Annotated in this window: 26 protein-coding genes; 5 read left to right on the top strand and 21 right to left on the bottom strand. The window is 53.0% G+C overall.

All coding sequences use genetic code 11. From position 1 onward, the window contains the following. Positions 1-11: 11 nt before the first annotated feature. Genes PHE17_RS04800 through aroC form a run of 6 tightly spaced genes read right to left on the bottom strand, consistent with a single transcriptional unit; the run spans position 12 to position 4,756 of the window. A complete protein-coding gene (locus PHE17_RS04800; RefSeq protein WP_301014677.1) occupies positions 12-263 on the bottom strand; it encodes a type II toxin-antitoxin system Phd/YefM family antitoxin in 252 nt (83 codons plus the stop codon). Between the two features lie 58 nt (positions 264-321). Next, on the bottom strand, positions 322-966 hold the full coding sequence (locus tag PHE17_RS04795) for an SPOR domain-containing protein (RefSeq protein WP_301014676.1): 645 nt from the start codon (positions 964-966) through the stop codon (positions 322-324). Continuing rightward, positions 951-1,712 carry a type III pantothenate kinase gene (locus PHE17_RS04790; protein WP_301014675.1) on the bottom strand — a complete coding sequence of 254 codons (762 nt, stop codon included), beginning with the start codon at positions 1,710-1,712 and terminating at the stop codon, positions 951-953. Before PHE17_RS04790 ends, PHE17_RS04795 begins: the two co-directional genes overlap by 16 nt. Further along, the gene (locus PHE17_RS04785) at positions 1,709-2,485 is read right to left on the bottom strand and encodes a biotin--[acetyl-CoA-carboxylase] ligase (RefSeq protein WP_301014674.1); all 777 of its coding nucleotides are present in this window, start codon (positions 2,483-2,485) and stop codon (positions 1,709-1,711) included. Before PHE17_RS04785 ends, PHE17_RS04790 begins: the two co-directional genes overlap by 4 nt. Further along, positions 2,475-3,617, bottom strand: a complete 1,143-nt coding sequence (locus PHE17_RS04780; protein WP_301014673.1) for an MFS transporter — start codon at positions 3,615-3,617, stop codon at positions 2,475-2,477. Before PHE17_RS04780 ends, PHE17_RS04785 begins: the two co-directional genes overlap by 11 nt. Before the next feature lie 41 nt (positions 3,618-3,658). After that, the gene (gene aroC / locus PHE17_RS04775) at positions 3,659-4,756 is read right to left on the bottom strand and encodes a chorismate synthase (RefSeq protein ID WP_301014672.1); all 1,098 of its coding nucleotides are present in this window, start codon (positions 4,754-4,756) and stop codon (positions 3,659-3,661) included. 313 nt (positions 4,757-5,069) lie between these two features. On the opposite strand from aroC, the gene PHE17_RS04770 reads away from it, so the two are divergent. Next, positions 5,070-5,684: a metal-dependent hydrolase gene (locus PHE17_RS04770; RefSeq protein WP_301014671.1), complete on the top strand. Its 615-nt coding sequence runs from the start codon at positions 5,070-5,072 to the stop codon at positions 5,682-5,684. A 64-nt stretch (positions 5,685-5,748) separates the two neighbouring features. Here the strand turns inward: PHE17_RS04770 and trxA are convergent, their stop codons facing one another. The 14 genes from trxA to ffh form a co-directional block, all read right to left on the bottom strand. After that, entirely contained in the window at positions 5,749-6,117 is a 369-nt protein-coding gene (gene trxA / locus PHE17_RS04765) for a thioredoxin (protein WP_301014670.1), read from the bottom strand. 23 nt (positions 6,118-6,140) lie between these two features. Beyond that, complete coding sequence (locus PHE17_RS04760) at positions 6,141-6,749, bottom strand: flavin prenyltransferase UbiX (RefSeq protein WP_301014669.1); 609 nt, start codon at positions 6,747-6,749, stop codon at positions 6,141-6,143. Between the two features lie 12 nt (positions 6,750-6,761). Then, a complete protein-coding gene (gene mpl, locus PHE17_RS04755; protein WP_301014668.1) occupies positions 6,762-8,111 on the bottom strand; it encodes a UDP-N-acetylmuramate:L-alanyl-gamma-D-glutamyl-meso-diaminopimelate ligase in 1,350 nt (449 codons plus the stop codon). An 18-nt stretch (positions 8,112-8,129) separates the two neighbouring features. Then, positions 8,130-9,941, bottom strand: coding sequence for an EAL domain-containing protein (locus PHE17_RS04750; protein ID WP_301014667.1), 1,812 nt, complete (start codon positions 9,939-9,941; stop codon positions 8,130-8,132). A gap of 82 nt (positions 9,942-10,023) precedes the next feature. After that, positions 10,024-10,368 (bottom strand): 50S ribosomal protein L19, encoded by a 345-nt coding sequence (gene rplS, locus PHE17_RS04745; RefSeq protein WP_363320068.1) that lies wholly within the window; start codon positions 10,366-10,368, stop codon positions 10,024-10,026. A gap of 9 nt (positions 10,369-10,377) precedes the next feature. Beyond that, positions 10,378-11,127, bottom strand: coding sequence for a tRNA (guanosine(37)-N1)-methyltransferase TrmD (gene trmD, locus PHE17_RS04740; protein ID WP_301014795.1), 750 nt, complete (start codon positions 11,125-11,127; stop codon positions 10,378-10,380). Positions 11,128-11,134: 7 nt separating this feature from the next. Next, complete coding sequence (gene rimM, locus PHE17_RS04735; RefSeq protein WP_301014666.1) at positions 11,135-11,641, bottom strand: ribosome maturation factor RimM; 507 nt, start codon at positions 11,639-11,641, stop codon at positions 11,135-11,137. Between the two features lie 3 nt (positions 11,642-11,644). Beyond that, on the bottom strand, positions 11,645-11,899 hold the full coding sequence (gene rpsP, locus PHE17_RS04730; protein WP_301014665.1) for a 30S ribosomal protein S16: 255 nt from the start codon (positions 11,897-11,899) through the stop codon (positions 11,645-11,647). A 170-nt stretch (positions 11,900-12,069) separates the two neighbouring features. Further along, positions 12,070-12,783 carry a DUF1287 domain-containing protein gene (locus PHE17_RS04725; RefSeq protein ID WP_301014664.1) on the bottom strand — a complete coding sequence of 238 codons (714 nt, stop codon included), beginning with the start codon at positions 12,781-12,783 and terminating at the stop codon, positions 12,070-12,072. A 151-nt stretch (positions 12,784-12,934) separates the two neighbouring features. Then, positions 12,935-14,173, bottom strand: coding sequence for a hypothetical protein (locus PHE17_RS04720; RefSeq protein WP_301014663.1), 1,239 nt, complete (start codon positions 14,171-14,173; stop codon positions 12,935-12,937). Positions 14,174-14,405: 232 nt separating this feature from the next. Continuing rightward, the gene (locus PHE17_RS04715; RefSeq protein ID WP_301014662.1) at positions 14,406-14,765 is read right to left on the bottom strand and encodes a hypothetical protein; all 360 of its coding nucleotides are present in this window, start codon (positions 14,763-14,765) and stop codon (positions 14,406-14,408) included. A gap of 266 nt (positions 14,766-15,031) precedes the next feature. Beyond that, complete coding sequence (locus PHE17_RS04710; RefSeq protein WP_301014661.1) at positions 15,032-15,316, bottom strand: hypothetical protein; 285 nt, start codon at positions 15,314-15,316, stop codon at positions 15,032-15,034. Between the two features lie 230 nt (positions 15,317-15,546). Then, positions 15,547-15,795: a hypothetical protein gene (locus PHE17_RS04705; protein ID WP_301014660.1), complete on the bottom strand. Its 249-nt coding sequence runs from the start codon at positions 15,793-15,795 to the stop codon at positions 15,547-15,549. 224 nt (positions 15,796-16,019) lie between these two features. Continuing rightward, on the bottom strand, positions 16,020-17,402 hold the full coding sequence (ffh, locus tag PHE17_RS04700) for a signal recognition particle protein (protein WP_301014659.1): 1,383 nt from the start codon (positions 17,400-17,402) through the stop codon (positions 16,020-16,022). Positions 17,403-17,530: 128 nt separating this feature from the next. On the opposite strand from ffh, the gene ccsA reads away from it, so the two are divergent. The 4 genes from ccsA to PHE17_RS04680 all read left to right on the top strand — a co-directional run bounded on the left by ccsA (position 17,531) and on the right by PHE17_RS04680 (position 21,686). Further along, positions 17,531-18,343 carry a cytochrome c biogenesis protein CcsA gene (ccsA, locus tag PHE17_RS04695; protein WP_301014658.1) on the top strand — a complete coding sequence of 271 codons (813 nt, stop codon included), beginning with the start codon at positions 17,531-17,533 and terminating at the stop codon, positions 18,341-18,343. Further along, positions 18,340-19,704, top strand: coding sequence for a DNA repair protein RadA (gene radA / locus PHE17_RS04690; RefSeq protein WP_301014657.1), 1,365 nt, complete (start codon positions 18,340-18,342; stop codon positions 19,702-19,704). The genes ccsA and radA overlap by 4 nt, the downstream gene beginning before the upstream one ends. 205 nt (positions 19,705-19,909) lie before the next feature. Continuing rightward, the gene (locus PHE17_RS04685) at positions 19,910-21,475 is read left to right on the top strand and encodes a DEAD/DEAH box helicase (protein WP_301014656.1); all 1,566 of its coding nucleotides are present in this window, start codon (positions 19,910-19,912) and stop codon (positions 21,473-21,475) included. Between the two features lie 7 nt (positions 21,476-21,482). Next, positions 21,483-21,686, top strand: coding sequence for a DUF465 domain-containing protein (locus PHE17_RS04680; RefSeq protein ID WP_301014655.1), 204 nt, complete (start codon positions 21,483-21,485; stop codon positions 21,684-21,686). Here PHE17_RS04680 and PHE17_RS04675 read toward each other — a convergent pair. Further along, positions 21,683-22,651, bottom strand: coding sequence for a Nudix family hydrolase (locus PHE17_RS04675; RefSeq protein ID WP_301014654.1), 969 nt, complete (start codon positions 22,649-22,651; stop codon positions 21,683-21,685). The two genes, PHE17_RS04680 and PHE17_RS04675, sit on opposite strands and share 4 nt — an antisense overlap. Between the last annotated feature and the right edge of the window lies 1 nt (position 22,652).

Genomic DNA, 22,652 nt, shown 5'->3' with positions numbered 1-22,652 from the left:
TCCGTCACCACTCAGCTTTCATCAGCAAGCAATTCAGCCAACTTTTCTTCGGTTAGCCCCTGACTGGCAGCATACTCACCCACTTCGCATAGAGTTTGTAGCAAACGGTTCGCATAGAACTTCCGCATTTGCTCGTAATCTTCAACAGATACCATCACACCGACCAAACGCCCACGGCGCATCACGCCGACAGGAGTTCGTTGTGCTTTGTCAATAAATTTTCCGAAATGGGTTTTGGCCTCATTCGCTGTCATGGTTTGCATCGCACACCTCGTTTCAGGGTTGTTACTTACCGATTCGCGCTATTCTAACCCGACACCGCTACTTACACGCCCTCGGAATCCGCTGCACTTCCGAAGTCGCGTCTATCGCCGCGCTCCACGCCTGCACAGGCGTATTGCTGCCGAATGGCTCGTCGTAGTCCAGCCAGAACACTTCCCGCGCCGTCTGCTGCTCGGTATACCGCGCATCGTAGCCGAGGTAGCGGACGTATTCCGCGTGGCGTTTGGCCTTGTTGAGGTTGTTGAAAAAGCCCAGTGAAATCGCGTTGCGGTAAGGGCCTTCGTTGATGATAGAGACATCCTGCACGTCGGCGTGGGCAATCTCCTGCGCGGTCTTTTCCGCCAGCGCATAATCGGCAAGGGGGGGGATGTAAACGAGGAAGTTGAGGGTTTCCATGCTGCGCATCGGGCGCATTTGCACCGCAAGGCCAAAGCCACGGATTTTATCTGAAACCAGTTGCGCGGCTTTTTCGCTGTTGTAAGGGCCGATGGTGTAGCAACTGCTTTGGGTATTCGCCGCACCGCTACTGTAAACCACCTGCTCCACATCGGTGCGCAATTCCAGCGCAGGGACATTCGGCTCCACCAACGGCGGACGGGTATGTTCCGCGTCCCGCGACACTGCGACATTCCACGCCAGCACCGAGACATTGAGCAGTAACAGGATGATCAGCAGTGGATACATGCTTCCTGCTCCGTGATGTAGCGCAAGCCCTGCATCAGCAAATCGGGGATAATCAGGCAATTGCCCTGCAACCACGGGCGCAGGTGCTCGGCATCGCCACCCGTGAGGATGCGTACCAGCGGGGTAGTCATGGCGTGCTGCATCCGCGCACAAATGCCTTCAATCGCGCCAACAAGCCCGAACAGGCAACCACCACCAATAGCGCGGCTGGTTCCATCGGCGAAAATGGTGGGGTGTTCAAACGACAGGCTGAGGCGGTTTTGGGCGCGTGCAATCAAGGCATCCGCCGAGAGCTGCAAGCCGGGTAAGATCAGCCCGCCCAGATGCCGCCCGTCCTTTTCCACCGCATCGACCGTAACTGCCGTGCCGCAATCAACCACGATGCAGGCTTTGCGCTCCACCAAATGGTGTGCTGCCACCAAGCCAACAAAGCGGTCAGCGCCCAAAGTCTGCGGAAGCTGGTAGCCAGAGGTAATGCCGTAAGCCTTGGCGGCGGAACGCGCAATGTGCAGGCCGATACCACGTTGCGCACAGGTTTCTTCCACCGTGTCGGCAAACAGGGTGGTCAGCACATGCACCAAGGTAATGTGCGTCACTTCTGGGTAGGTATCCAGCAAATCCAGAAACGCTGCCAACGCAGGGCGACCTGCATACGCCTGCGCCTGCTGGACGGAGGTGTTACCCGCAGCATCCAGCACCGACCATTTCAGGCGTGAGTTGCCTGCATCCACCAGCAAAATTGTCACATCCGCACCGATACATCCGCTGAAGAAAAAACTTTTACTAATCCATCATTTAATGCAAGCCGTAATTGTCCCTGACTATCGACCCCGCAAGCAACCCCTTCCAGCACTTCATTGCCAGACAATACCCGCACCGGGCTGTTTGCCAGAATATCCCAACGTTGCCAGTCGCGCTGGAATTGCGCCATATCCAGTTGGGGGAATGCCCTCAAATGGGGCAGCAAACGTTTGAGGATGGCAGCGACCAACAGGTTGCGGTCAAGGTTTGCCCCGACCACTGCCCGTAGGCTCGTCCACGGCTGGTCGATGCTGGAATTTGTGCCCGGTTGCATGTTGACGTTCAGGCCGATGCCGATCACTACTTGATCCAACGTACCCACCGCTTCCAGCAAAATACCGCCGAGTTTCTTTCCGGTATGGTACACGTCATTAGGCCATTTCAGGCCGTGACCGTGTATTGCGCAATCATCCAAGGCTTCCGCCACTGCCAAACCTGTTACCAGACTGAGCATCGGTAAATGCGTGGGCACTTGGGCAAAACACCAACGCAGGGAAAAGTACAGGTTTACACCCGCAGGCGATTCCCACTGCCGCCCACGCCGCCCGCGCCCAGCGGTTTGCTGCTCAGCAAGGCATACGTCGCCACATTGCCCGTGTTGCAAAGCCCAGCGGTTGGTGGAATCGAGTTCCGGGAAAATGTGGATGTCACGTAACCCCACGCTATCCGCTACATCCAGATGCTGGCGGATTTCATCAGCCGATAAGTTATTGCCCATAGCGCCTCCCCAAATCCCGCATGGCATACAAGCTCAGGAACAAGCCCACATTGACCGTGACAGTTGCGATGTAAAAGGTTTGCGTCGCACCCAAGGTTTCCCAGCCATAACCACTGAGCAAGCTGCCTAACGCACCGCCCAGCCCGAAACTTACCCCGGAATATAACGCCTGCCCGCGCCCCTGCAAACGCCCCGGAAACACATGATGCACCACATGGATGGCGGATGCATGAAACAGCCCATAAGTCGCAGCGTGCAACACCTGCGCCAACAGCAGCACCGCCAACACATCCACCCATGTGCCCAGCAACAACCAGCGGATGCCAGTCAGCAGCATTGCCAACACGAACAAGCGTTCCGCACCGAAACGTTGGATCAGGCGGTGCATGAACAAAAACAGCACCACTTCCGCCATCACCCCCAGCGCCCACATCCAGCCGGTAAAGGTGCGCGAATAGCCGTGGTCTTCCAAATACAAGCTGAAAAAGGTGTAGTACGCCCCGTGGCTAGCCTGTTGCAAGGCGCACGCCAACAGCAACATCCACACCGCAGGCTGGCGGATGACTTCGCGCAAACGGCTCGCGGTTTCGGTATGCGCATGGTGCGGCTTATCCCGCACCAGCCACGTCGCCAACCAAATGCCGACGAACAGCACCAGCATCGCATCCACCACCCGCGTCATGCCACCACTTTCCAGCAACGGCGGCAACCCCACCACCATCACAATGAAACCGATGGAACCCCACAAACGTATCCAGCTATAACGCCCTATGTGCGTCCCTAAATGATTGAGCGTCAACGCCTCAAACTGCGGCAACGAAGCATTCCAGAAAAACCCGAAACCCGCCATCAGCAGCACCATCCAGCCGTAGCTTTGCTGCCAATACACCCCGACAAAACACAACACTGCCAGCAAACTTGCTAAGCGGATAATGCGCAAGCGGTGTCCGGTATGGTCTGCCAACCACCCCCAAATGAACGGTGCAATGACTTTGCTCGCCATGAACACCGCCATCAGTTCCCCGATTTGTGCAGCGGAAAAGCCCGTGACTTTTTTCAGGTACACCGTCCAATACGGGACGAATACCCCCAGCGCGGCGAAATAGGCGAAATAGAAAACCGAAAGCCGCACATACGGCGGCTTTGCAGTACTTGAAGTGAACGGATTCGGGTTCAAGGCGATGCGGGAATGTCGGGCAGGCTCGTGACCACATCCGCATTTTGCGCCCGATGCCGTAAGGCATGATCCATCAGCGTAATTGCCAACATGGCCTCGCAAATCGGGGTAGCGCGAATGCCCACGCACGGGTCGTGGCGGCCTTTGGTAATCACTTCTACCGCTTCGCCATCCAGATTCACCGTGCGCCCCGGAATGCGCATACTCGAAGTCGGCTTGAAAGCGGTGTGCACAATGATTTCTTGCCCCGACGAAATGCCACCGAGGATACCGCCCGCGTGGTTGCTCAAGAAGCCATCCATCGTGATTTCATCGCGGTGTTCCGTGCCTTTTTGCGCCACACAGTCGAAACCCGCGCCGATTTCCACACCTTTAGCGGCATTGATCGACATCATCGCGTGGGCAATGTCGGCATCCAAACGGTCGAAAATTGGTTCGCCCCAGCCGGGTGGAACGTTGGAGGCCACCACGGTAATCTTTGCCCCGACGGAATTGCCTTCCGAACGCAGCGCATCCATGTAGCTTTCCATTTCCGCCACTTTGGAGGCATCCGGGCAAAAGAACGGGTTATTGGCGATTTCGTCCCAATCCAGCTTTTCCGCCACAATCGGCCCGAGTTGCGACAAGTAGCCACGAATAGTGACGCCGTAACGTTCCTGCAACCACTTTTTAGCAACCGCACCAGCAGCAACCCGCATCGCAGTTTCACGTGCCGACGAACGCCCGCCGCCACGGTAATCGCGGAAACCGTACTTTTTGTAGTAGGTGTAATCGGCGTGTCCGGGGCGGAAACGGTCGAGGATGTCGCCGTAATCCTTGGAACGCTGGTCGGTGTTGTGGATTATCAGCGCAATCGGCGTGCCGGTAGTCTTACCCTCGAACACGCCGGAAAGGATTTGCACCTCGTCGGCTTCGCGCCGCTGCGTGGTGTGGCGGCTCTGCCCCGGTTTGCGCCGGTCTAGGTCAATCTGAATATCGCTTGCCGTGAGGGCGAGTCCGGGCGGGCAGCCATCAACGATGCAACCGATTGCGGGGCCGTGGCTCTCACCAAAGGAGGTCACGGTAAAAAGTTTTCCAAAGCTATTTCCTGACATGGGGCGATTGTAGCAGTTATCCCGAACGGCGGGCAGTAGTCTTGGCGTGCATATTTATTGACCACACTCTTGCTTTGCTATAAAATTAAACTCGTCATGATAAAAATAATTGCTATGTTGTTTCGACGCAAAAGCCCGATAGAGGGATGCCCGTTCCCTCTTTTTTTACCCTTTTCGTTCATCTGGCTGTTCTTTTTACCGTGATACCATAAACAAAAATAAGGCAATTCGCATATTGATGACCGGGCTGGGAATCAAATGCAAATTCAGATGTCACAAATTACAGCAAAAATAAAACATGGGGATACAGGCAATGACAGAATGCAAAACGCATCAACTGGCGTCATTGGCAGTAGGCATCGGGGCGGGTGCAACGGCGATGACATTCCTGCCGGGGATTGACTGGACAATTATCGGGGTAACAGCGCTAAGCGGTTACGTGGGCGGGTTATTGGCGGATGTCGATGACGAACAGTCACTGAATTTCCGAATCGTCCAAACACTGAGCAAAATGGCGGCTGTATTGGTTCCTTCCATCCAATTTTTCTACCGACCGACCGACCTTGTGTTGGGGGTGGCGTTATCGCTGTTCTTGGTATCGAACTTCTGGGTGGTGCTACATAACCTGCTGAAACAAGGCAAGCGCAGCCATTCGGTGATCGCAGCCGTGTGCTTGTCACTGGGGGTTTCGTGGGTCGCTTATTTGACTACCAATTCGCTGGCGGCAGTCCCGGCCTTCTTAGCAGCGGCAACAGGTTATCTGGTGCATCTGTTGCTGGATGATTTGAATACCAAAGCAAACCCTGAGCAGAACCGTCCTGCCGACACCGATTCAGCGCTGAGCCTGATGGGCAAAGGCAACACGTTGGAACTGTATGGGCTGCTGACCATTGGGCTGGTTTGCGTCGTGGCCTTGTGGGGAATTTAAACCCACCAAACAAAAAGCCGGGCTAAACCCGGCTTTTTGCGAAGCACTACAAGCAAACACGAGCTTACTGCTGTTCTTCCTGTGCTGCGATGTCTGCATGGACTTTCGCCATGTCGATGGTGCGTACTTGCGCAATCACTTGTTCCAGTTGCCCTTCGCTCAGCATCCCCGGCTGTGCAAACAGGACAACCTGCTCACGGAAAATCATCAGCGTCGGGATAGAACGGATTTGGAAATGCGCTGACAACTCCTGCTCATCTTCCGTATTCACCTTGGCAAACACGATGTCGGCATGATTTTCAGAGACTTTTTCGTAAATCGGTGCAAAGGAACGGCATGGGCCACACCAAGGTGCCCAGAAATCAATGATCACGATGTCGTTCTGGGTGATGGTTTCCTCAAACGTTTGCGAGGTAAGTTCTTCAGTTGCCATAGCTAGTTCCTTATATAAAAAATTTAAGTTGGTTCGCCCCAACGCGGCATCAGCGTGTGGGAAATATCCAGATGGTCAAGCACCCGCGCCACCATGAAATCGACCAATTGTTGTACCGTTTCAGGGCGTTGGTAAAACCCCGGACAGGCAGGCATGATAATAACGCCCATCCGTGCCAGTTTCAGCATGTTTTCCAGATGAATCTCGGAAAGTGGCGTTTCGCGCACTACCAAAATCAACTTTTTACGCTCTTTCAAAGCGACATCGGCAGCACGTTCGATCAAGCTGCGGCTACTACCACAGGCAATGCTGGACAGCGTTCCGGTCGTACAAGGGCACACCACGGTAGCATCCGCCACCCCACTGCCGCTCGCTATCGGCGCTGTCCACTGCTCGCGCTCGAAGACCTGCAATTGCCCTTCCGAAGCACCATACAAAGCGCTGAAATACGCCTGAATCTCACTGGCACGCCCCGGCAAACGGTGTTCGGTTTCCATGTTGACCACCACCTGTGCAGGGCGCGATAACAGCAGATACACCCGGCAACCGCTTTGCAGCAGACATTCCAGCAAGCGTAAACCGTATTGCGCCCCGGAAGCACCCGTCATGATCAGGGTAATGGTTTTAGTCAAAGGGACAAGTCCTCAGTCAGCCAGTTTTGCCAACAGCTTGTCATGAATCCCGCCAAACCCGCCATTACTCATAACCAGAATGTGGTCTCCTGCCTGCGCTAAGCGTGTTGCTTGCACCGCCAGATCATCAATATCGTGCAGCAAATGGCCTTTCGCACCAATGTCTGCCACCACATCCGCCAAATCCCAACCCAAACCTTGCGGCTGGTAGAGGAACACGGCATCGGCTGCCTGCAAGGACGCCGCCAGTTGTGCTTTGTGTGTCCCCATGCGCATGGTGTTGGAACGCGGCTCCAGCAGCGTAATAATTTTCGCGTTGCCTACTTTCGCCCGCAAACCTGCCAGCGTAGTAGTAATTGCCGTCGGGTGGTGGGCAAAATCGTCGTAAACGGTCACATCACGCACCGTTCCGCGCACCTGCATCCGCCGTTTCACACCTTGGAATTCTGCCAACGCCGCAATCGCATGGACGCTCGGCACACCCGCATGGCGTGCAGCGGCAACCGCTGCCAGCGCATTGTTGACGTTGTGCTCCCCCAGTGAATCCCAGCGCACCACGCCCTGTTCCACACCTTGGAAAAATACCCGGAATTCACTGCCATCGGCACGCAAGTACTCTGCTTTCCAGTCACCATCGGCAAAGGTTTCTACCGGCGTCCAGCAGCCCATAGCCAGAGTGTCACGCAAATTGGCGTCCTGCGCATTGACAACCGCCAAACCGGAACCCGGCACGGTACGCATCAAATGGTGAAATTGGGTTTTGATCGCCTGCACATCGGGGAAAATGTCGGCATGGTCGTATTCGAGGTTATTCAGGATAACCGTGCGCGGGTGGTAATGCACAAATTTGGAACGTTTGTCGAAAAACGCGGTGTCATACTCATCGGCTTCCACCACGAAAAATGGAGCGTCACCCAACCGCGCCGATACCCCGAAATTTTCTGGCACTCCACCGATTAGGAAGCCTGGTTTTAGCCCAGCGTATTCCAGAATCCACGCCAACATGCTCGCCGTGGTGGTTTTGCCGTGCGTCCCCGCCACCGCCAACACCCAACGCTCGCGCAGGATATTTTCACCCAGCCATTGCGGGCCAGAAATGTATGGCAGATTACGGTCAAGCATGTGCTCAACCACTTCCAACCCGCGCTTCATCACGTTACCGACCACGATAGCATCGGCATCTTCCGGCAAATCCTGCGGCTGATAGCCGTGCATGATGTCCACGCCCTGTTCCGCCAGCATGGTGCTCATCGGCGGATACACATTGGTATCAGAACCCGTAACCTGATGCCCTTTTTCGCGCGCCAACAGGGCAATGCCGCCCATAAAAGTCCCACAGATACCCAAAATATGAATTTTCATGTGCGTGCCGCTTACCTTTTACAACCGATGGCGTTGGATGACTTCATCCAGTGGGATAGGCTTGGAAATGCCATAACCTTGCCCATAATCCACCCCAATATCCCGTAAAATCTGAATGATACGGTCGTTTTCGACATACTCGGCAATCACCTGCACGCCCATCAAGTGCCCGACCTGATTCACCGAACGCACCATCGCCTCTGCCACTTCGTCCGTGGCAATTTCCTTGATGAAGCTGCCATCAATTTTTAGATAATCGACTGGCAAGGATTTCAAGTAACCAAACGAACTGACGCCCGTACCGAAATCATCCAACGAAAAACTGCATCCCAAGCTTTTCAGCGTACCGATAAATTTCTGCGCCAATTCAAGGTTATGGATCGCTACCCGCTCAGTAATCTCGAAACACAGCATCGCAGGGCTAATACCCGCAAGCTGGATTTCCGCCAGCACAAACTGTAAGAAATCCGGTTCATCCAAACTCTGGCCTGAAAGGTTAACAGCAAAAATCGGGCGCGGAACCCGCTGGGTAATTTCCTTCAAGGATTGCAACAATTGGCGCACTACCCAACGGTCTAAGCGCGGCATCATGGAGTAATATTCTGCTGCCGGAATAAATTCATCAGGGGAAATCGGCTGGTTACTTTCGTCATAAAGACGGATCAGCACTTCGTAATGGTGGAAAGGCTTCTTGAATTCCTGCGGCTCCAGCGAATGGATAGGCTGCGCCACCAAGCGGAAATTGCCCGCTTCAAAGGCTTTTTTCAGCCGCCCCAACCAAACCATGTTGCCACGTTGCTTGAGGATTTCCTGATCGTTTGGTTTGTAAATATGGATACGGTTGCCACCTTTGTCTTTGGCAACCCGGCAAGCGGCGTCGGCTATGGATAGAATCCGGTTAGGCGTCGCCAAGCCTTTGTACAAAGGCACGAACGCAATACTGGCGGTAATCTTGTGGCGGGCTTTGTTCCACTCGAACTCGTAACTTTCTAAGCGCTGACGGATATGCTCAGCGGCGCGGGCAGCAACTGCCGGTTCGCTCTCCTGAAACAAGATACCAAACTCATCCCCACCCAAACGCGCCAGCACATCGCGTTTGACATCAATTTCTTCTTTTAAGATACGGGAAATACGCTCAATCAACACATCGCCCGCTCCGTGCCCCAAAGAATCGTTCACCAGTTTGAACTGATCCATCGACACCAAACAGAACGCATGTTTGACACCGTGCTGCCGCACTTGGTCAATCGCCACTTTCAGACGCGATTCAAAACTTTTGCTGTTGAGCAACATGGTCTGCTGGTCGTGCATTTCCATGTGATCCAAACGCAACTGCATCGCATGGATTTCAGTCTGGTCACGCAGCAACAACATGTAGCTGGGCTGATCAACTTCGGCGTAATGCAATGGCTGGATGCTGTATGAAACTTGTAGCTCATGGATACCAGCGGAATTCAACAAGGCATTCCCTGTCAGGGTACAGTCAGTCCGCAGTACCTTTTCCAACCAGACCAGCGGGTTGCGTGTAACCGGGTCGATCAGCGTAAATAAGCTGCTGTAATGCTTACCACGGGTGCTACGTAACTTGTATTTGAGTATTTTTTCTGCGGCGGGGTTAATGAAATCGACGATACCACCAGCATCCACCAGCACTGCCACTTCGGCAACATCAGCCAGTGAGGACGACAGCATATTCTGCTGCATCCAGCGTAAACGCTTACGGAACTGGTTCCGCATGATAAGCAAAATACCCGCAAACGCCGCAACGATAACGACGATCAGCAGATACCATGCTGCGTTGTTTTGCCATGAAGACGCTAGGAGTTCCACGATTTAGCCCCCCCAGTAATAGACGCGAACAAAACCGACAGACTGGACACAGTACTGCCGGTTCCATTGCATAATGATGGGATCAGACTTTTTCTTTGATACGGGCAGATTTGCCGGTACGTCCACGCAGGTAGTACAGTTTAGCGCGGCGTACATCGCCTTTACGCTTCACTTCGATACCAGCGATGCTGTTACTGAACGTCTGGAATACACGCTCAACACCTTCACCGTAAGACATTTTACGTACAGTGAAAGAGGAGTTCAGACCACGGTTTTTGATGGCAATGACAACGCCTTCGTAAGCCTGTTGGCGCTCTTTGTCACCTTCTTTAACGCGCACCTGAACCACGACAGTATCCCCTGGGTTAAACGCAGGGATTTCCTTAGTCATTTGTTCTTGTTCAAGTTGTTGAATAATCGTGCTCATGATGATCCTCTAGTGAAGTTCCGTACTTCTATCAAACTCGTTTACATATTCGTCCAGCAACACACGCTCGCTGTCCGTTAACTGTCGTGCCCGCAATAGCTCCGGCCTGCGTTGCCACGTCCTACCCAGCGCCTGTTTTTTGCGCCAGCGGGCAATATCTGCGTGGTTACCACTTTTCAAGACTGCCGGTACGCTTAGCCCTTCCAGTTCTTCTGGGCGGGTATAATGCGGGCAATCCAACAATCCGTCAAAAAAAGAATCCTGTGCAGCGGATTCGTTGTGACCTAATACGCCCGGTAACAAGCGTGCCACGGCATCAATCAAGACCATTGCCCCCAGCTCGCCGCCGCTGAGTACATAGTCGCCAATTGAGCACTCCATATCGACTTCCAACGCAATAATGCGTTCGTCGATACCTTCATAACGTCCACATAACAAGATAAGGCCATCTTCTGATGCTAACTTGCCAGCTAACGCTTGGTTTAGCGGCACACCTTGCGGACTTAGGTACACAACCTTACCCGGATTCGTTTGCCGGGCAGCACGTATGGCCTGAAGCAGGCAATCAGCTTTCATCACCATACCGGGGCCGCCGCCGTAAGGCCGGTCATCCACTGTACGGTGCACATCCGTCGCATAGTCACGCGGATTCCATGACTTCAGGGAGATGATGCCCCGCTCGACTGCCCTGCCCGTTACGCCGCTATGAACGACGCTTTCGACCAATTCAGGGAAAAGCGTAACAACATCAAACTGCATGGTCATGCTAAAAGTCTGGATCCCACTCTACCAGAATACGTCGTTCTTCCAGTGAAACCGACTTGATCACGTCACCCATGATCCAAGGAACTAAACGTTCCCTTTCACCGCGCACCACCATCACGTCATTGGAGCCAGTCTCAAACAAGGAATCAACCTTACCGAAACCAACGCCACCTGTCGTAACCACATCCATCCCTTTCAGGTCAGTCCAGTAATATTCACCCTCTCTCAAGGGCTGTAACTGTTCCCGTGGAATGGCGATAGCGCAACCGACTAATGCTTCCGCCTGTTCACGTGTAGCAATCCCGTCCAGTTGGGCGACGAGTCCCTTACCCTGAACTTGTCCTGCGATCACCTTAAAAGGCTTCCACTCACCCGCCACACGTAAAAGCCAAGGGTTATACCCTAAAATGCCGTCACGCTGTTCGGTGTGAGAAAACACCTTAACCCAGCCTTTTACACCAAAAACACCAGCAATTTTTCCCAATGCAATCATGTCCGGCTGGGACATAACTTACGCTGCTACTGTTTCTGCTGTTTCTTTCAGCAGCTTGGCAACGCGATCTGTTGGCTGCGCACCGCAACCCAACCAGTAAGTAGCACGGTCTTGCTCAATGTGCAGACGTACTTCCTGACCACGCGCAACCGGATTGAAATAACCGATACGCTCAATGTAACCACTATCACGTGGCTTGCGTTTGTCGCTTACAACGATGTGATAGAACGGACGCTTTTTCGCGCCACCTCTTGCCAAGCGGATATTAACCATTGCGAAACCTTAAAATAATACAGTCAACACGCGGCAGGCTACCCTGCCCCGAAGTAAACGCGGAATTGTACGTTAATTTCAGAAAAAGTGAAGCGCTGATTACACCGCTTACAAAGAAAAAAGCCCCCGGCACGGCGGAGGCTTAGTTCGCAGGCATCCAACTGACTGGTTTAGTTAGCTGATGCGTACTTTGTCCCTCTCCTGACACCCGGAAAATAACGGAAATGTCCGCTAACTGGCATCTGGAACAAGACATCCTCAATTTTCTCACCTTCACCGATGTTGTGCACAACCAAATGACGGCTAGGATCGGCGGAAGACACACGGTCAACCACAATACCGATATGCTCCTGATCCCCACCCAGATGCCATGTCACTACATCGCCAGGACGGTAATCCCGCGCATTGCTGGTAACAGGAACACGCCCACCGTGACGGGCAAAGAACGCCTTCAGGTTCGGCACACGACGGTGGTCAATATTGGCATCCGGGCCACTCAAACCCCACTTCGGCAAGTTCGGGTAAGAGTAAAAGTTACGTGACATATCCTCATGCACCAGACGCTGAAGATCGACACCCAACTTACGGTAGGAACGGATAACTGTATCCGTACACACACCCATGCTAGGTGGCACATCACCATTCGGGTAAGAAATCGGAATGTAACGCCCATCATACACAACCCGATGACGCAGCCGGTCAAGCGCCGCATAAGACAAACGTTCGGGCGTAGCCAAACCATACCGTGCCGTTGGTGAGCGTTTCATGTTGAAACCATCAGAAGAAGCCTCCTGACTGGAACAACCACCCAAACTGCCCAGCACAACACCGCCAGCCAATAATGCCATTACACTTAAATTAGAAAACACAGACACACTTCTCATTTACCCCTCTCTTGCTTACGCAACAGAAACACTACGACAGATAGAGACCTCACAGGAAACGCCGTCTAATAGTAGTTGTAACCAGCGCTAGCATCAGCTTAACCCGACAAAAAGATACCCCAGCTTAATAGCTGAGGCATCTTCCCATGAATTAATAACTCGGGCATCCAGAATTGAACGGCTCCTTCACAACCCCCCAACGGAACGGCAGAGGCGCATGTGGATCAGACACCAGCGAAGCAGCATCCACGTTCTGACGCAACTCCCGCAAGGTCATGTAATACTCTTCACCCAAGGTCATTTGCACCATGCAGAAGTTATTCAGGCTTTTCATTTCCTGTGGTGGCGGCTGATCATTGGAGAATACTGCTTTTGCCCAACGTGCGGGCTGTGAGCGCGGATCAAAGCGACCGACACGATCCAAATGACGACGAATGGAATCAAAGAACATCTTCAGACGCTTATCACGACCCGGCGTGGAATGGTCATCGTATTCCTTGGCGTTCATGCAACGGCGACCTTCACCACGGATTTTTTGCAAATACCACAGGGCATCGTAAACATAGACGCTGCGGTCATTGGCATACATGCAGAGCGCGAGCAACAAACGCATGGTTTTTTCATCCGGCTTCTCTTCGCGCTTGCCCAGCTTCTTGGAAATGATGTCGGTGAAAGCCACATAATCGTAGTTCAGGTCAGCAGCGAGACGGAACTGCTCTTCACTGTATCCAGGCTGCTGGCTGGCTGGACGACCAATATTTTGCGCTTGCTTGAAGCGGCGATAGCCATCACCCAAACGCTTGTCTTCCGGCACGTAGAACGGGAAGGAAGGGGTGCGCAGCAAGTAACGTGCCTGCTTAGGCGTGGTGGATGCCATAACCTCAGCGATCCCAGCATCGGTTACGTCGGCAATCTGGTAGGAATGCACACCCGGTGCTACATAAACGTCGCCCGGTTTGATGTCATTCAGCGCAACAGGATAGGTGTCATTGCGCAAGGACTCACTGCTGGTCATATCCGCAACATAGTTCATAAACTGGCGCACACGCTGCGGAGGCGCGAGATTATCCCACATATTCATTCGGTTACTGATCACTTGCCCAGCTTTATCACGGTTATTAATCGCAAATGGCAAGCGGTTCTCGAAAGAGAAAATGAGGCGCATCGCATAAACCGCATCCGCACAGTCGTTTTCAAACTTGTAGTAAATCGGCTTGGCGGGGTTCATGAAAATATCGTCTTTCCAGTTGGTTTTTACCCAATCGCGATAACGACCTTCCCACATGTCATCCCACTGATTTTCTTCCGGCCACACGTCGGCAGACGCAACTGACGGCACGAAGGAAAGCAAGACAAGCAATATGCAATACAAACCAAATATTTTTTTCATGGGCTTACAATCTTGATACAAAGTTAGTGAACACTCTCACGGATTAAGTGGATATGCCCGCAGGCTGCGCCAAAGGGGAATCCTGAAACACATCCATCTCAAAGTCACTTAGGTTAGTGTGCATCACCGTGAATTTCAACCAAAAAAAATGCCCAATCGCTCAGCAATTGGGCATTTAGGGAGATTTGCCTAGCTTTTCAGGGCAGACAATGACCTACCGCAGCGGCACAGATCATTTTTGATACTGTTGCATCGTTTGCTTGGATGCATCATCCATCGCGACTGGGCCTTTGTAGTTGCCTTTAGCTTTAACTTTAGGAACTACAACCTGCTGCTGACCCGCCAAGCAACCGTAAGTGTGCTTGTGGTTAGGATCTTTGAATGGATGGCTGTGCGATTTAGTCTTCGCGCAGTCTGGCGCTTCTGGATGGTTATGCGTGTTACCAGTAGCACCGCCACCAGTAGTACCGCCGCCATTATCAGCTACTTGCTGACTGGATGCACCTTCAGTTTGCTGCATTTGTTGGCAGCCCGTTGCAAACAAGCCAGCAACAATCAGGGTTGCAAGTGTGAGTTGGGATTTAATTTTCATCGTCTTGGTCTCTTTCGTTGTTTAAGGGAAAGCACTTAGGAGTGTAGCAAAGAATTAAGGGGTTCATCGCTTGACACCGAATAAATTTAGCACGGTTTTTCGTAAAAGCCGACAGACATAATGAAATACCGCACATAAATCTGCGCGGGATAGTCGTGCAGACAAATGGTTGCCCACCAGTAGGTTGCACCAACCCCATTGTAGGTTCAAATAAAAAGGCCCCTATCGGCAAGATAGGGGCCCTCAACAATCAAGCCAGCATCAACTTAGCGCTGATATTGTTGCATTGTTTGGCGTGAAGACTGATCCATCTGGACAGCGCCTTTGTAGTTCCCTTTCGCCTTGACGTGAGGAACTTTAACAGGCGGAACCGCAGGTGGACGGTACGCAGGAGCAGGCCGCTGTACTGGAGCTTGAACAACAGGAGCAGGCTCAGCAGTCTGCTGACCAGTAGTTTGTTGGCTGCCAGTTGCTTGCTGTTGGCTACAACCTGTAGCAAACAGACCAGCGCAGATCAGGGTGGCAAGTGTTAATTTTGACTTCAATTCCATGGCTTTGGCCTCATTTCATTAAGATAAATACTTTAGAAGATACTTCAGAAAGTGCATCTGAGTGTAGCAGAGGATGACCGACCTTTGCCGCACACGTAATATATTTAGTACAAATTCGCCCTAAAAGCCGACTAACGGTAAACTTTCCTGATCAAACAGATAAAAAAAAGCCCCTTACCGAGGTAAGGGGCTTTGGATGCGCCATCCGAAGATGGCTAATCCGACAAGAATTACTTCTTGTACTGTTGCATAGCAGCAGCAGAAGCAGCGTCTTGTGCGACTGGACCTTTGTAGTTGCCTTTAGCTTTAACTTTAGGCACTACAGGAGCAGCAACAGGAGCAGCAGGAGCAGCAGCAGGAGCTTCAGCAGTTTGTTGAGCAGTAGTCTGCTCACCGGAAGCTTGTTGTTGTTGGCAACCAGAAGCCAACAGACCTGCGAACAGCAGTGCAGCGATAGCAAATTGAGATTTCATTTTCATAAGTCAAACTCTCTCACGGTTAATAATAGAAAGGGGAATACTGAACCGGATCAAGCCGATCCGAATCATGAGCTATCCAGTTTTCAGCACAACAACCCCCGTCATGCCTATCTCATGGAACCTCTGGACGAAGCGCATCATACAACTAGATAATTGAACAGGCAAACTCCTCTTATCACAAATAAGCGGATACGGTCACAAAAACACGAAAAAATCACCCGCAATCAGCCCGGAAAACCACCCATCGGCGGGAATCCGCCTCCCGGAGGCAGCTTACCTTTCAATCCACCCATCAATTTGCGCAAGCCCCCCTTGGAGAATTGCTTCATCGCTTTACTCATCTGCAAATGCTGCTTAAGCAGGCGGTTGACATCCTGCACCTGCAAGCCACAACCCGCAGCAATCCTACGTTTGCGGCTGGCCTTGATCAGATCGGGGTTCCGCCGCTCCGCCAAAGTCATGGAGTTGATGATGGCAATCATGCGGCGGATTTCTTTGTCATTGGCCTGATCTTTTACGTTGGCGGGCAAGTTTCCGACGCCCGGTAGCTTATCCAACAGACCGGCAATGCCCCCCATATTCAACATTTGCGTCATTTGGTCACGCAAATCTTCAAAATCGAAACTTTTTCCCTTGTTGAGCTTCTTCGCCAACGCTTGGGCTTTCTTGTGGTCAACATTACGCTGGGCTTCTTCGATCAGGCTGAGTACGTCACCCATGCCGAGGATACGCGACGCCATACGGTCAGGGTGGAACGGTTCCAGCGCATCCAGCTTTTCGCCCATACCGATGAACTTGATGGGTTTGCCGGTAATTTGGCGCACGGAAAGTGCCGCCCCACCCCGCGCATCACCGTCTGCTTTGGTCAACACTACACCTGTCAACGGCAGGGCATCACCAAACGCCTTGGCGGTATTCGCAGCATCCTGCCCGGTCATGCTATCGACCACGAACAAGGTTTCAATCGGGTTGACGGCTGCATGGATGGCCTGAATCTCAGCCATCATCTCCGCATCAACATGCAAACGCCCCGCCGTGTCGATGATAAGCACGTCCATGTACTTGAGTTTGGCTTGCGCAACGGCAGCCTTGGCAATATCAACAGGCTGCTGCGATGACTCGCTGGGGAAGAAAATACCACCCGTTTGCCCGGCAATCGTTTCCAACTGCTTGATCGCCGCCGGACGGTACACGTCGCAACTGGCAACCATCACGGATTTGTTGTGGCGTTCTTTCAACAGACGGGTCAGCTTGCCGACCGTGGTGGTTTTACCCGCACCCTGCAAACCTGCCATCAGGATAACAGCGGGCGGCTGGGCATTCAGCGACAAGGTTTCATTTGCCTTGCCCATAATGGCAACCAGCTCGTCGTTGACCACTTTGATCAGGGCTTGACCGGGGCTAAGGCTTTCTAATACCTCTTGCCCGATAGCGCGGTCACGTACCCGATTGGTGAATTCACGCACCACTGGCAGCGCCACGTCCGCTTCCAACAGCGCCATCCGCACATCACGCAGGGCATCTTTAATGTTTTCATCGGTCAGACGCGCCTGACCACGGAGTTTTTTTACCGTCTGCGAGAGACGTTCACTTAAATTCTCGAACATGTTTGACTTCTTTCTAGTCCCATTCAGGCACAAATTGCTATCATAACATTAAAGCAAAAACGAGTGCGTTCCCGAAAGGGGGGCATTTCTCCTGACATTGACAGCTAACACACGAAGTTCATTTGACAATGACAATAACGATCAACCTGTTTGCAACCTTGGCATGGCTAGCTACGTGGCTATTGATTGGCGTGCGCTTGCGTGACCGCCTGCAAGCACGTCCTTTGCAATACCGGCATTTGCTGATCCTCGTGTGGCTAGCAGCACTCATCATGCACGGGTGGACAATCATCCATGCCATCTCGCAAGCACCAGGCATTTCCATCAACTTTACCGATGCTGGCTCCATTGTCATGTGGTTATGCAGCTTGTTGCTGTTTGCTGCCATGCTCAGCCGCCCATTGGAAACCTTGGGGATATTCATCGTACCGTTCACCCTGACGGCAATGTTATTCCCCTTGCTGGATTCCGCCCACGTCAACACCATTGACCTGAAAAACGGCTTGGGCGTGCACATTTTCACTTCGTTGCTGGCTTACAGCATGTTTACGCTGGCAACCTTGCAAGCCCTGTTACTGGCGTGGCAAAACAAACATTTGCATAACCATCATCCCGGCGGGCTGATCCGCACCCTACCCCCCTTGCTGGATATGGAAGCATTGCTGTTCAAGCTGATCGGGCTGGGCGTAATACTGCTGTCATTCGGTCTGTTGAGCGGCGCGTTGTACATAGACAACCTGTTCAGCCAACACCTGACGCACAAAACCACTTTGTCGATTGCCGCTTGGTTTGTGTTTACCGCCCTGCTGCTCGGTCACTGGCACTATGGGTGGCGCGGGCGCATTGCTATCCGCTGGGCGCTCGGTGGGTTCTTTATCCTGATGTTGGCCTTTTTTGGCAGTAAGTTTGTGCTGGAATTCCTCGTAAGCCCGCCAGCATGAGCAAAGCCAAACTCCAGTACTATTGCACCGCTTGTGGCAGCTTGCATACCAAATGGGGCGGGCAATGCAGTGATTGTGGCGCGTGGAATACCTTGGAAGAAAGCCTCAGCATCCCCACCACCAAAGGCACATCAAACAACCGCAGCGGTGGGTACGCCGGGGAGCAGGTTGCCATCCGTTCCCTGCACGAAGTCAGCTTAAGCGAAAACCCGCGCATCCCTACCCGCCAACCCGAACTTGACCGTGTACTCGGCGGCGGCTTAGTCGCAGGTTCCGTGGTGCTGATGGGCGGCGACCCCGGCATCGGCAAATCCACCATCCTGTTACAAGCGCTGACCGTACTGACGGAACTGGATAGCCTTTACGTGACCGGGGAAGAATCCCTGCAACAAGTTGGCCTACGTGCCCAACGTTTGGGCTTGCCAACCGACAAATTGCGCCTGCTGACCGAAACTTGCGTGGAAAATATCCTCACGCTGGCGGAGCAAGAAAAACCCAAGCTCATGGTCATTGACTCGATCCAGACCATTTTTACCGAGCACTTGCAATCTGCCCCCGGTTCGGTCAGCCAAATCCGTGAAGCAGCGGCTAAACTGGTGCGTTTCGCCAAACAAACCCAGACCGCCATGTTCCTCGTGGGGCACGTCACCAAAGAAGGCACGCTCGCAGGGCCACGGGTGCTGGAACACATGGTTGACACCGTGCTGTATTTTGAAGGCGATCCGGGCGGACGTTACCGTATTCTACGGGCGGTGAAAAACCGTTTCGGCGCGGTCAACGAACTCGGTGTGTTCGCCATGACTGAGCAAGGGCTAAAAGGCGTCAGCAACCCTTCCGCCATTTTCCTTTCCCGCCACGAAGAACCCGTCTCGGGCTGCGTCGTCATGGTCACACGCGAAGGAACCCGCCCGCTGATGGTGGAAGTGCAAGCCTTGGTGGATCAAAGCCACGGTGCTGCACCCCGGCGTGTTACCCTTGGATTAGAACAAAACCGCCTTGCGATGCTATTGGCAGTGCTACATCGGCACGGTGGCATATCAATGTTTGATCAAGACGTATTCATAAATATTGTTGGCGGTGTTAAGATTTCAGAAACCGCTGCTGATTTACCATTGTTGTTGGCAGCGCTCTCAAGTTATCGTAACCGTCCTCTACCTGCTGATCTGGTGGTTTTTGGAGAGGTTGGGCTGGCAGGCGAAATTCGCCCAGTCCCAAACGGGGAGGAAAGGTTGCGTGAGGCTGCCAAGCACGGTTTCAAACAGGCCATTGTGCCGAAAGGAAACCAACCGAGGCATCCGATAGAGGGGATGAACGTCATAGCAGTTTCGCGGCTAGAAAAAGCCATCGAAATAGTGATGTAAAATTACCACAGAAGCACTTATTATTGTTGACTAAACGCAACAGATATAATAATTTTATAAATACTACCCGCACCGCCATTCGAGTCATAAATACGGGTTTTTGGAAGCGGACAGAGGGTAATTTTGCTGGTTCATCCTTCTCCAATGTGGCAGTTGCCGTTAATTTTAAACCACTCTCACCCTTTACAGACGGGGAGTACGTGTCTTGTCTTTCTCAGAACTAGGTCTTAACGAAACATTCGCAGCCACCATTCAGGCGGCTGGTTATGAAAATCCGACTGAACTGCAAAAGCAGTTGATCCCATTGATGACCGCGAACAAAAGCGTCATCATCTGGACGCAATCTGCTTCCGGTAAAACTGGCGCGTTCCTGATACCTGCCATCAACCATGTATTGAGCAACCCGCTGGAAGAGCACCGCCACGCCCGTGTCCTTATCCTGACTTCGCGCCGCGACCGCGTGAACCAGATCAATTACACCATCAAGCGCCTGCTGGGTGATGGGAACCAAATCCGCTCAGGCTTTATTGTCAGCGGACGTCCCTACCAGCCACAAATGCGCCTGTTACGCCGCCCTTTGGATTTGATGATTGCCACGCCGGGTCGTTTGAATGACTTGGTTGACAACAACAAAGCTGATTTTTCCAAATTGGAAATGCTGATCATTGACGACTTGAGCGCCATCTACCACAAAGGTTTACATGGCCTGATCAATAAAATCCTCTCCGAGCGCTCCTCCGAATGCCCGATTATTGCTTTTGTACGCCCGGAAGATGACATTGCCGGTTACGCCCGCACTGTCCTTGCTGGCGCGGAAGAGCTGGAGATGGACGATGACCGCAACCCACTGCTGCAAATTCCGCAAGTCGTGCATCTGGCGGATGACTACACCCACAAAATCGCTTTGATGGATCACTTGCTGGATGAATTTGCCGGGGAACCTACCTGCATTTTCACCATTACCAGCAAAGCCGCCAAAGCATTGGCAGAAAGCCTGAGCAATCATGGGCATACTGCCGAAGTAGCCGCCGACATACCGGAAGCGGAACGCAACAGCGACGCTTGCCCAATCCTAATTTATGCCGACCAAGATGGCTTATCGCCTAATTTGCGCGGCGAAGAGCACATCATCAACTTTGAGTTACCTGCTAAAGTCGATGATTACGAAACACGCTTACACGGGCTACCCACTGACCGCGAAGAAGCGGTCATTGCCATTGTCCTGCCGCGCGAACGTGAAAACCTGAAGCAGATCGAAGATTTTCTGGGTGATTCCATCGAACAATGCACCCTGCCCGGTTTGGCTCCGCTGGAACATACTTCCGGCTTCACCCCCGCAGTCCGTTCCCCCAGAAGCAATAATGGCGGGCAACGCAGCAATACAGGACAGCAAGGCAGAGGGCGTCAGCAGAATCAAGGCGGCGGACACCATTCCAACCAAGGCCGCTCCAGCGGACAAGGCCAAGGGCGCAGCCAAGAACCACGGCGCAACGATAGCCAACAACAACAGCCAGCAGCGGCAGGCGACCGTCAACGCAAAGGGCCGTATGGACGCCTCAACGGTGGTGCACAACGTAAACGCGAAGGTGGTTCCAATACGGGCGGCGGTCACGCAACGGGCGGAATGCGCCGCGATACGGGTGGTTCTTATGAAATCGGTAGTTGGGAAAAGCCCAGTTATGCGCCCCAACAACAGTCCGGTGACAAACCAGCAGATGACAAAAAGGTCGTAATCCGCTACAAAGAGAAGCGCCGCATCCTAACCAAGTAAAGCAGACATGCATTTAGACCCAGAGATATTGCACCAGAAATTGGCTGAGCTGACACAGGAACACCGCGAGCTTGACGAGGCGATTGCCCTCTTGCTGGCGGAACCTGACCACGACCAGTTCAAAGCAACACGCATGAAAAAACGCAAGCTGTTGCTGAAAGACATGATTATGCGCATCAGCAGCCAGTTGATCCCCGACCTGCCAGCTTAAAGCGGGTTCTCACCCCACAAACTGCGGATCGCCGCGATGCCTTGCCCACCGTGCTGACGTGCGGTGGCAACGTGTCCCGCCCCCATGCCACCCAAGGCATATACCGGAAAATTCACCGTTTCCACCAAGTGATTGAACACATCCCAACCCAACGCAGGGCTACCGGGATGCGAAGCTGTTGGCAATACCGGCGACAGAAAGGCGAAATCCACCCCGATTGCCGCCGCCCGTTGCAATTCCTGCGCATTGTGGCACGAAGCCGATAACCACTGCCCATCTCGCCGGAACGCATTGCCCACGCCCATTTCCCGCCATAATTGGCTACTGGTCAAATGCAAACCATCTGCCGCTTCCAACATAACGGGCGGCGAATTCAAGATCAGCTTACCCCCCACAGAATGGACTAAAGCAATCGCTGCTTCAGCCAACGCCACGTAAGCATCCGCCGACAAAGATTTCGCCCGAAACTGCACCAAACGGATGCCAGATTGCAGCGCAGCTTCCAACTGCCGCAAGAAATCAGCGGAATTCTGGGGTTCTGGGGTAATCAGGCAATGCGCAGGCAAGCGGGCAGCAGTGACAATCGGGTAATTGGCAGGGGGGAATTCGAGCGCGGGTAACTGCTCCGCTTCAAACCAAGCGACAGGCTGGCCTTCCCGACCGTGTGGTTCACCGCCAAAAACAGTTACTTCCCACACATCCAGCAGCACCGCACGTTCGGGGTAAACATAACGGACTTTGAGCAGGGGATTGGCGAGGGAAACCACAATGCCGAGCTCCTCCTCCAATTCGCGCCGCAGAGCCTGCAATGGGGCTTCACCCGCTTCCAGCTTGCCACCGGGGAATTCCCATTTGCCGCCTTGATGTTTATTGGCGGGGCGTTGCGCCAGCAGGATTTTGCCATCATTGCCCCGGATAACCGCAGCCACTACATGCAGCCATTGCCCCAACGTTTTCACCGCCATA

Source organism: Thiothrix sp., from assembly GCF_028714775.1.
In the GTDB taxonomy this organism is placed as follows: Bacteria; Pseudomonadota; Gammaproteobacteria; order Thiotrichales; family Thiotrichaceae; genus Thiothrix.
This window is presented reverse-complemented; position numbering and strand designations above follow the sequence as displayed.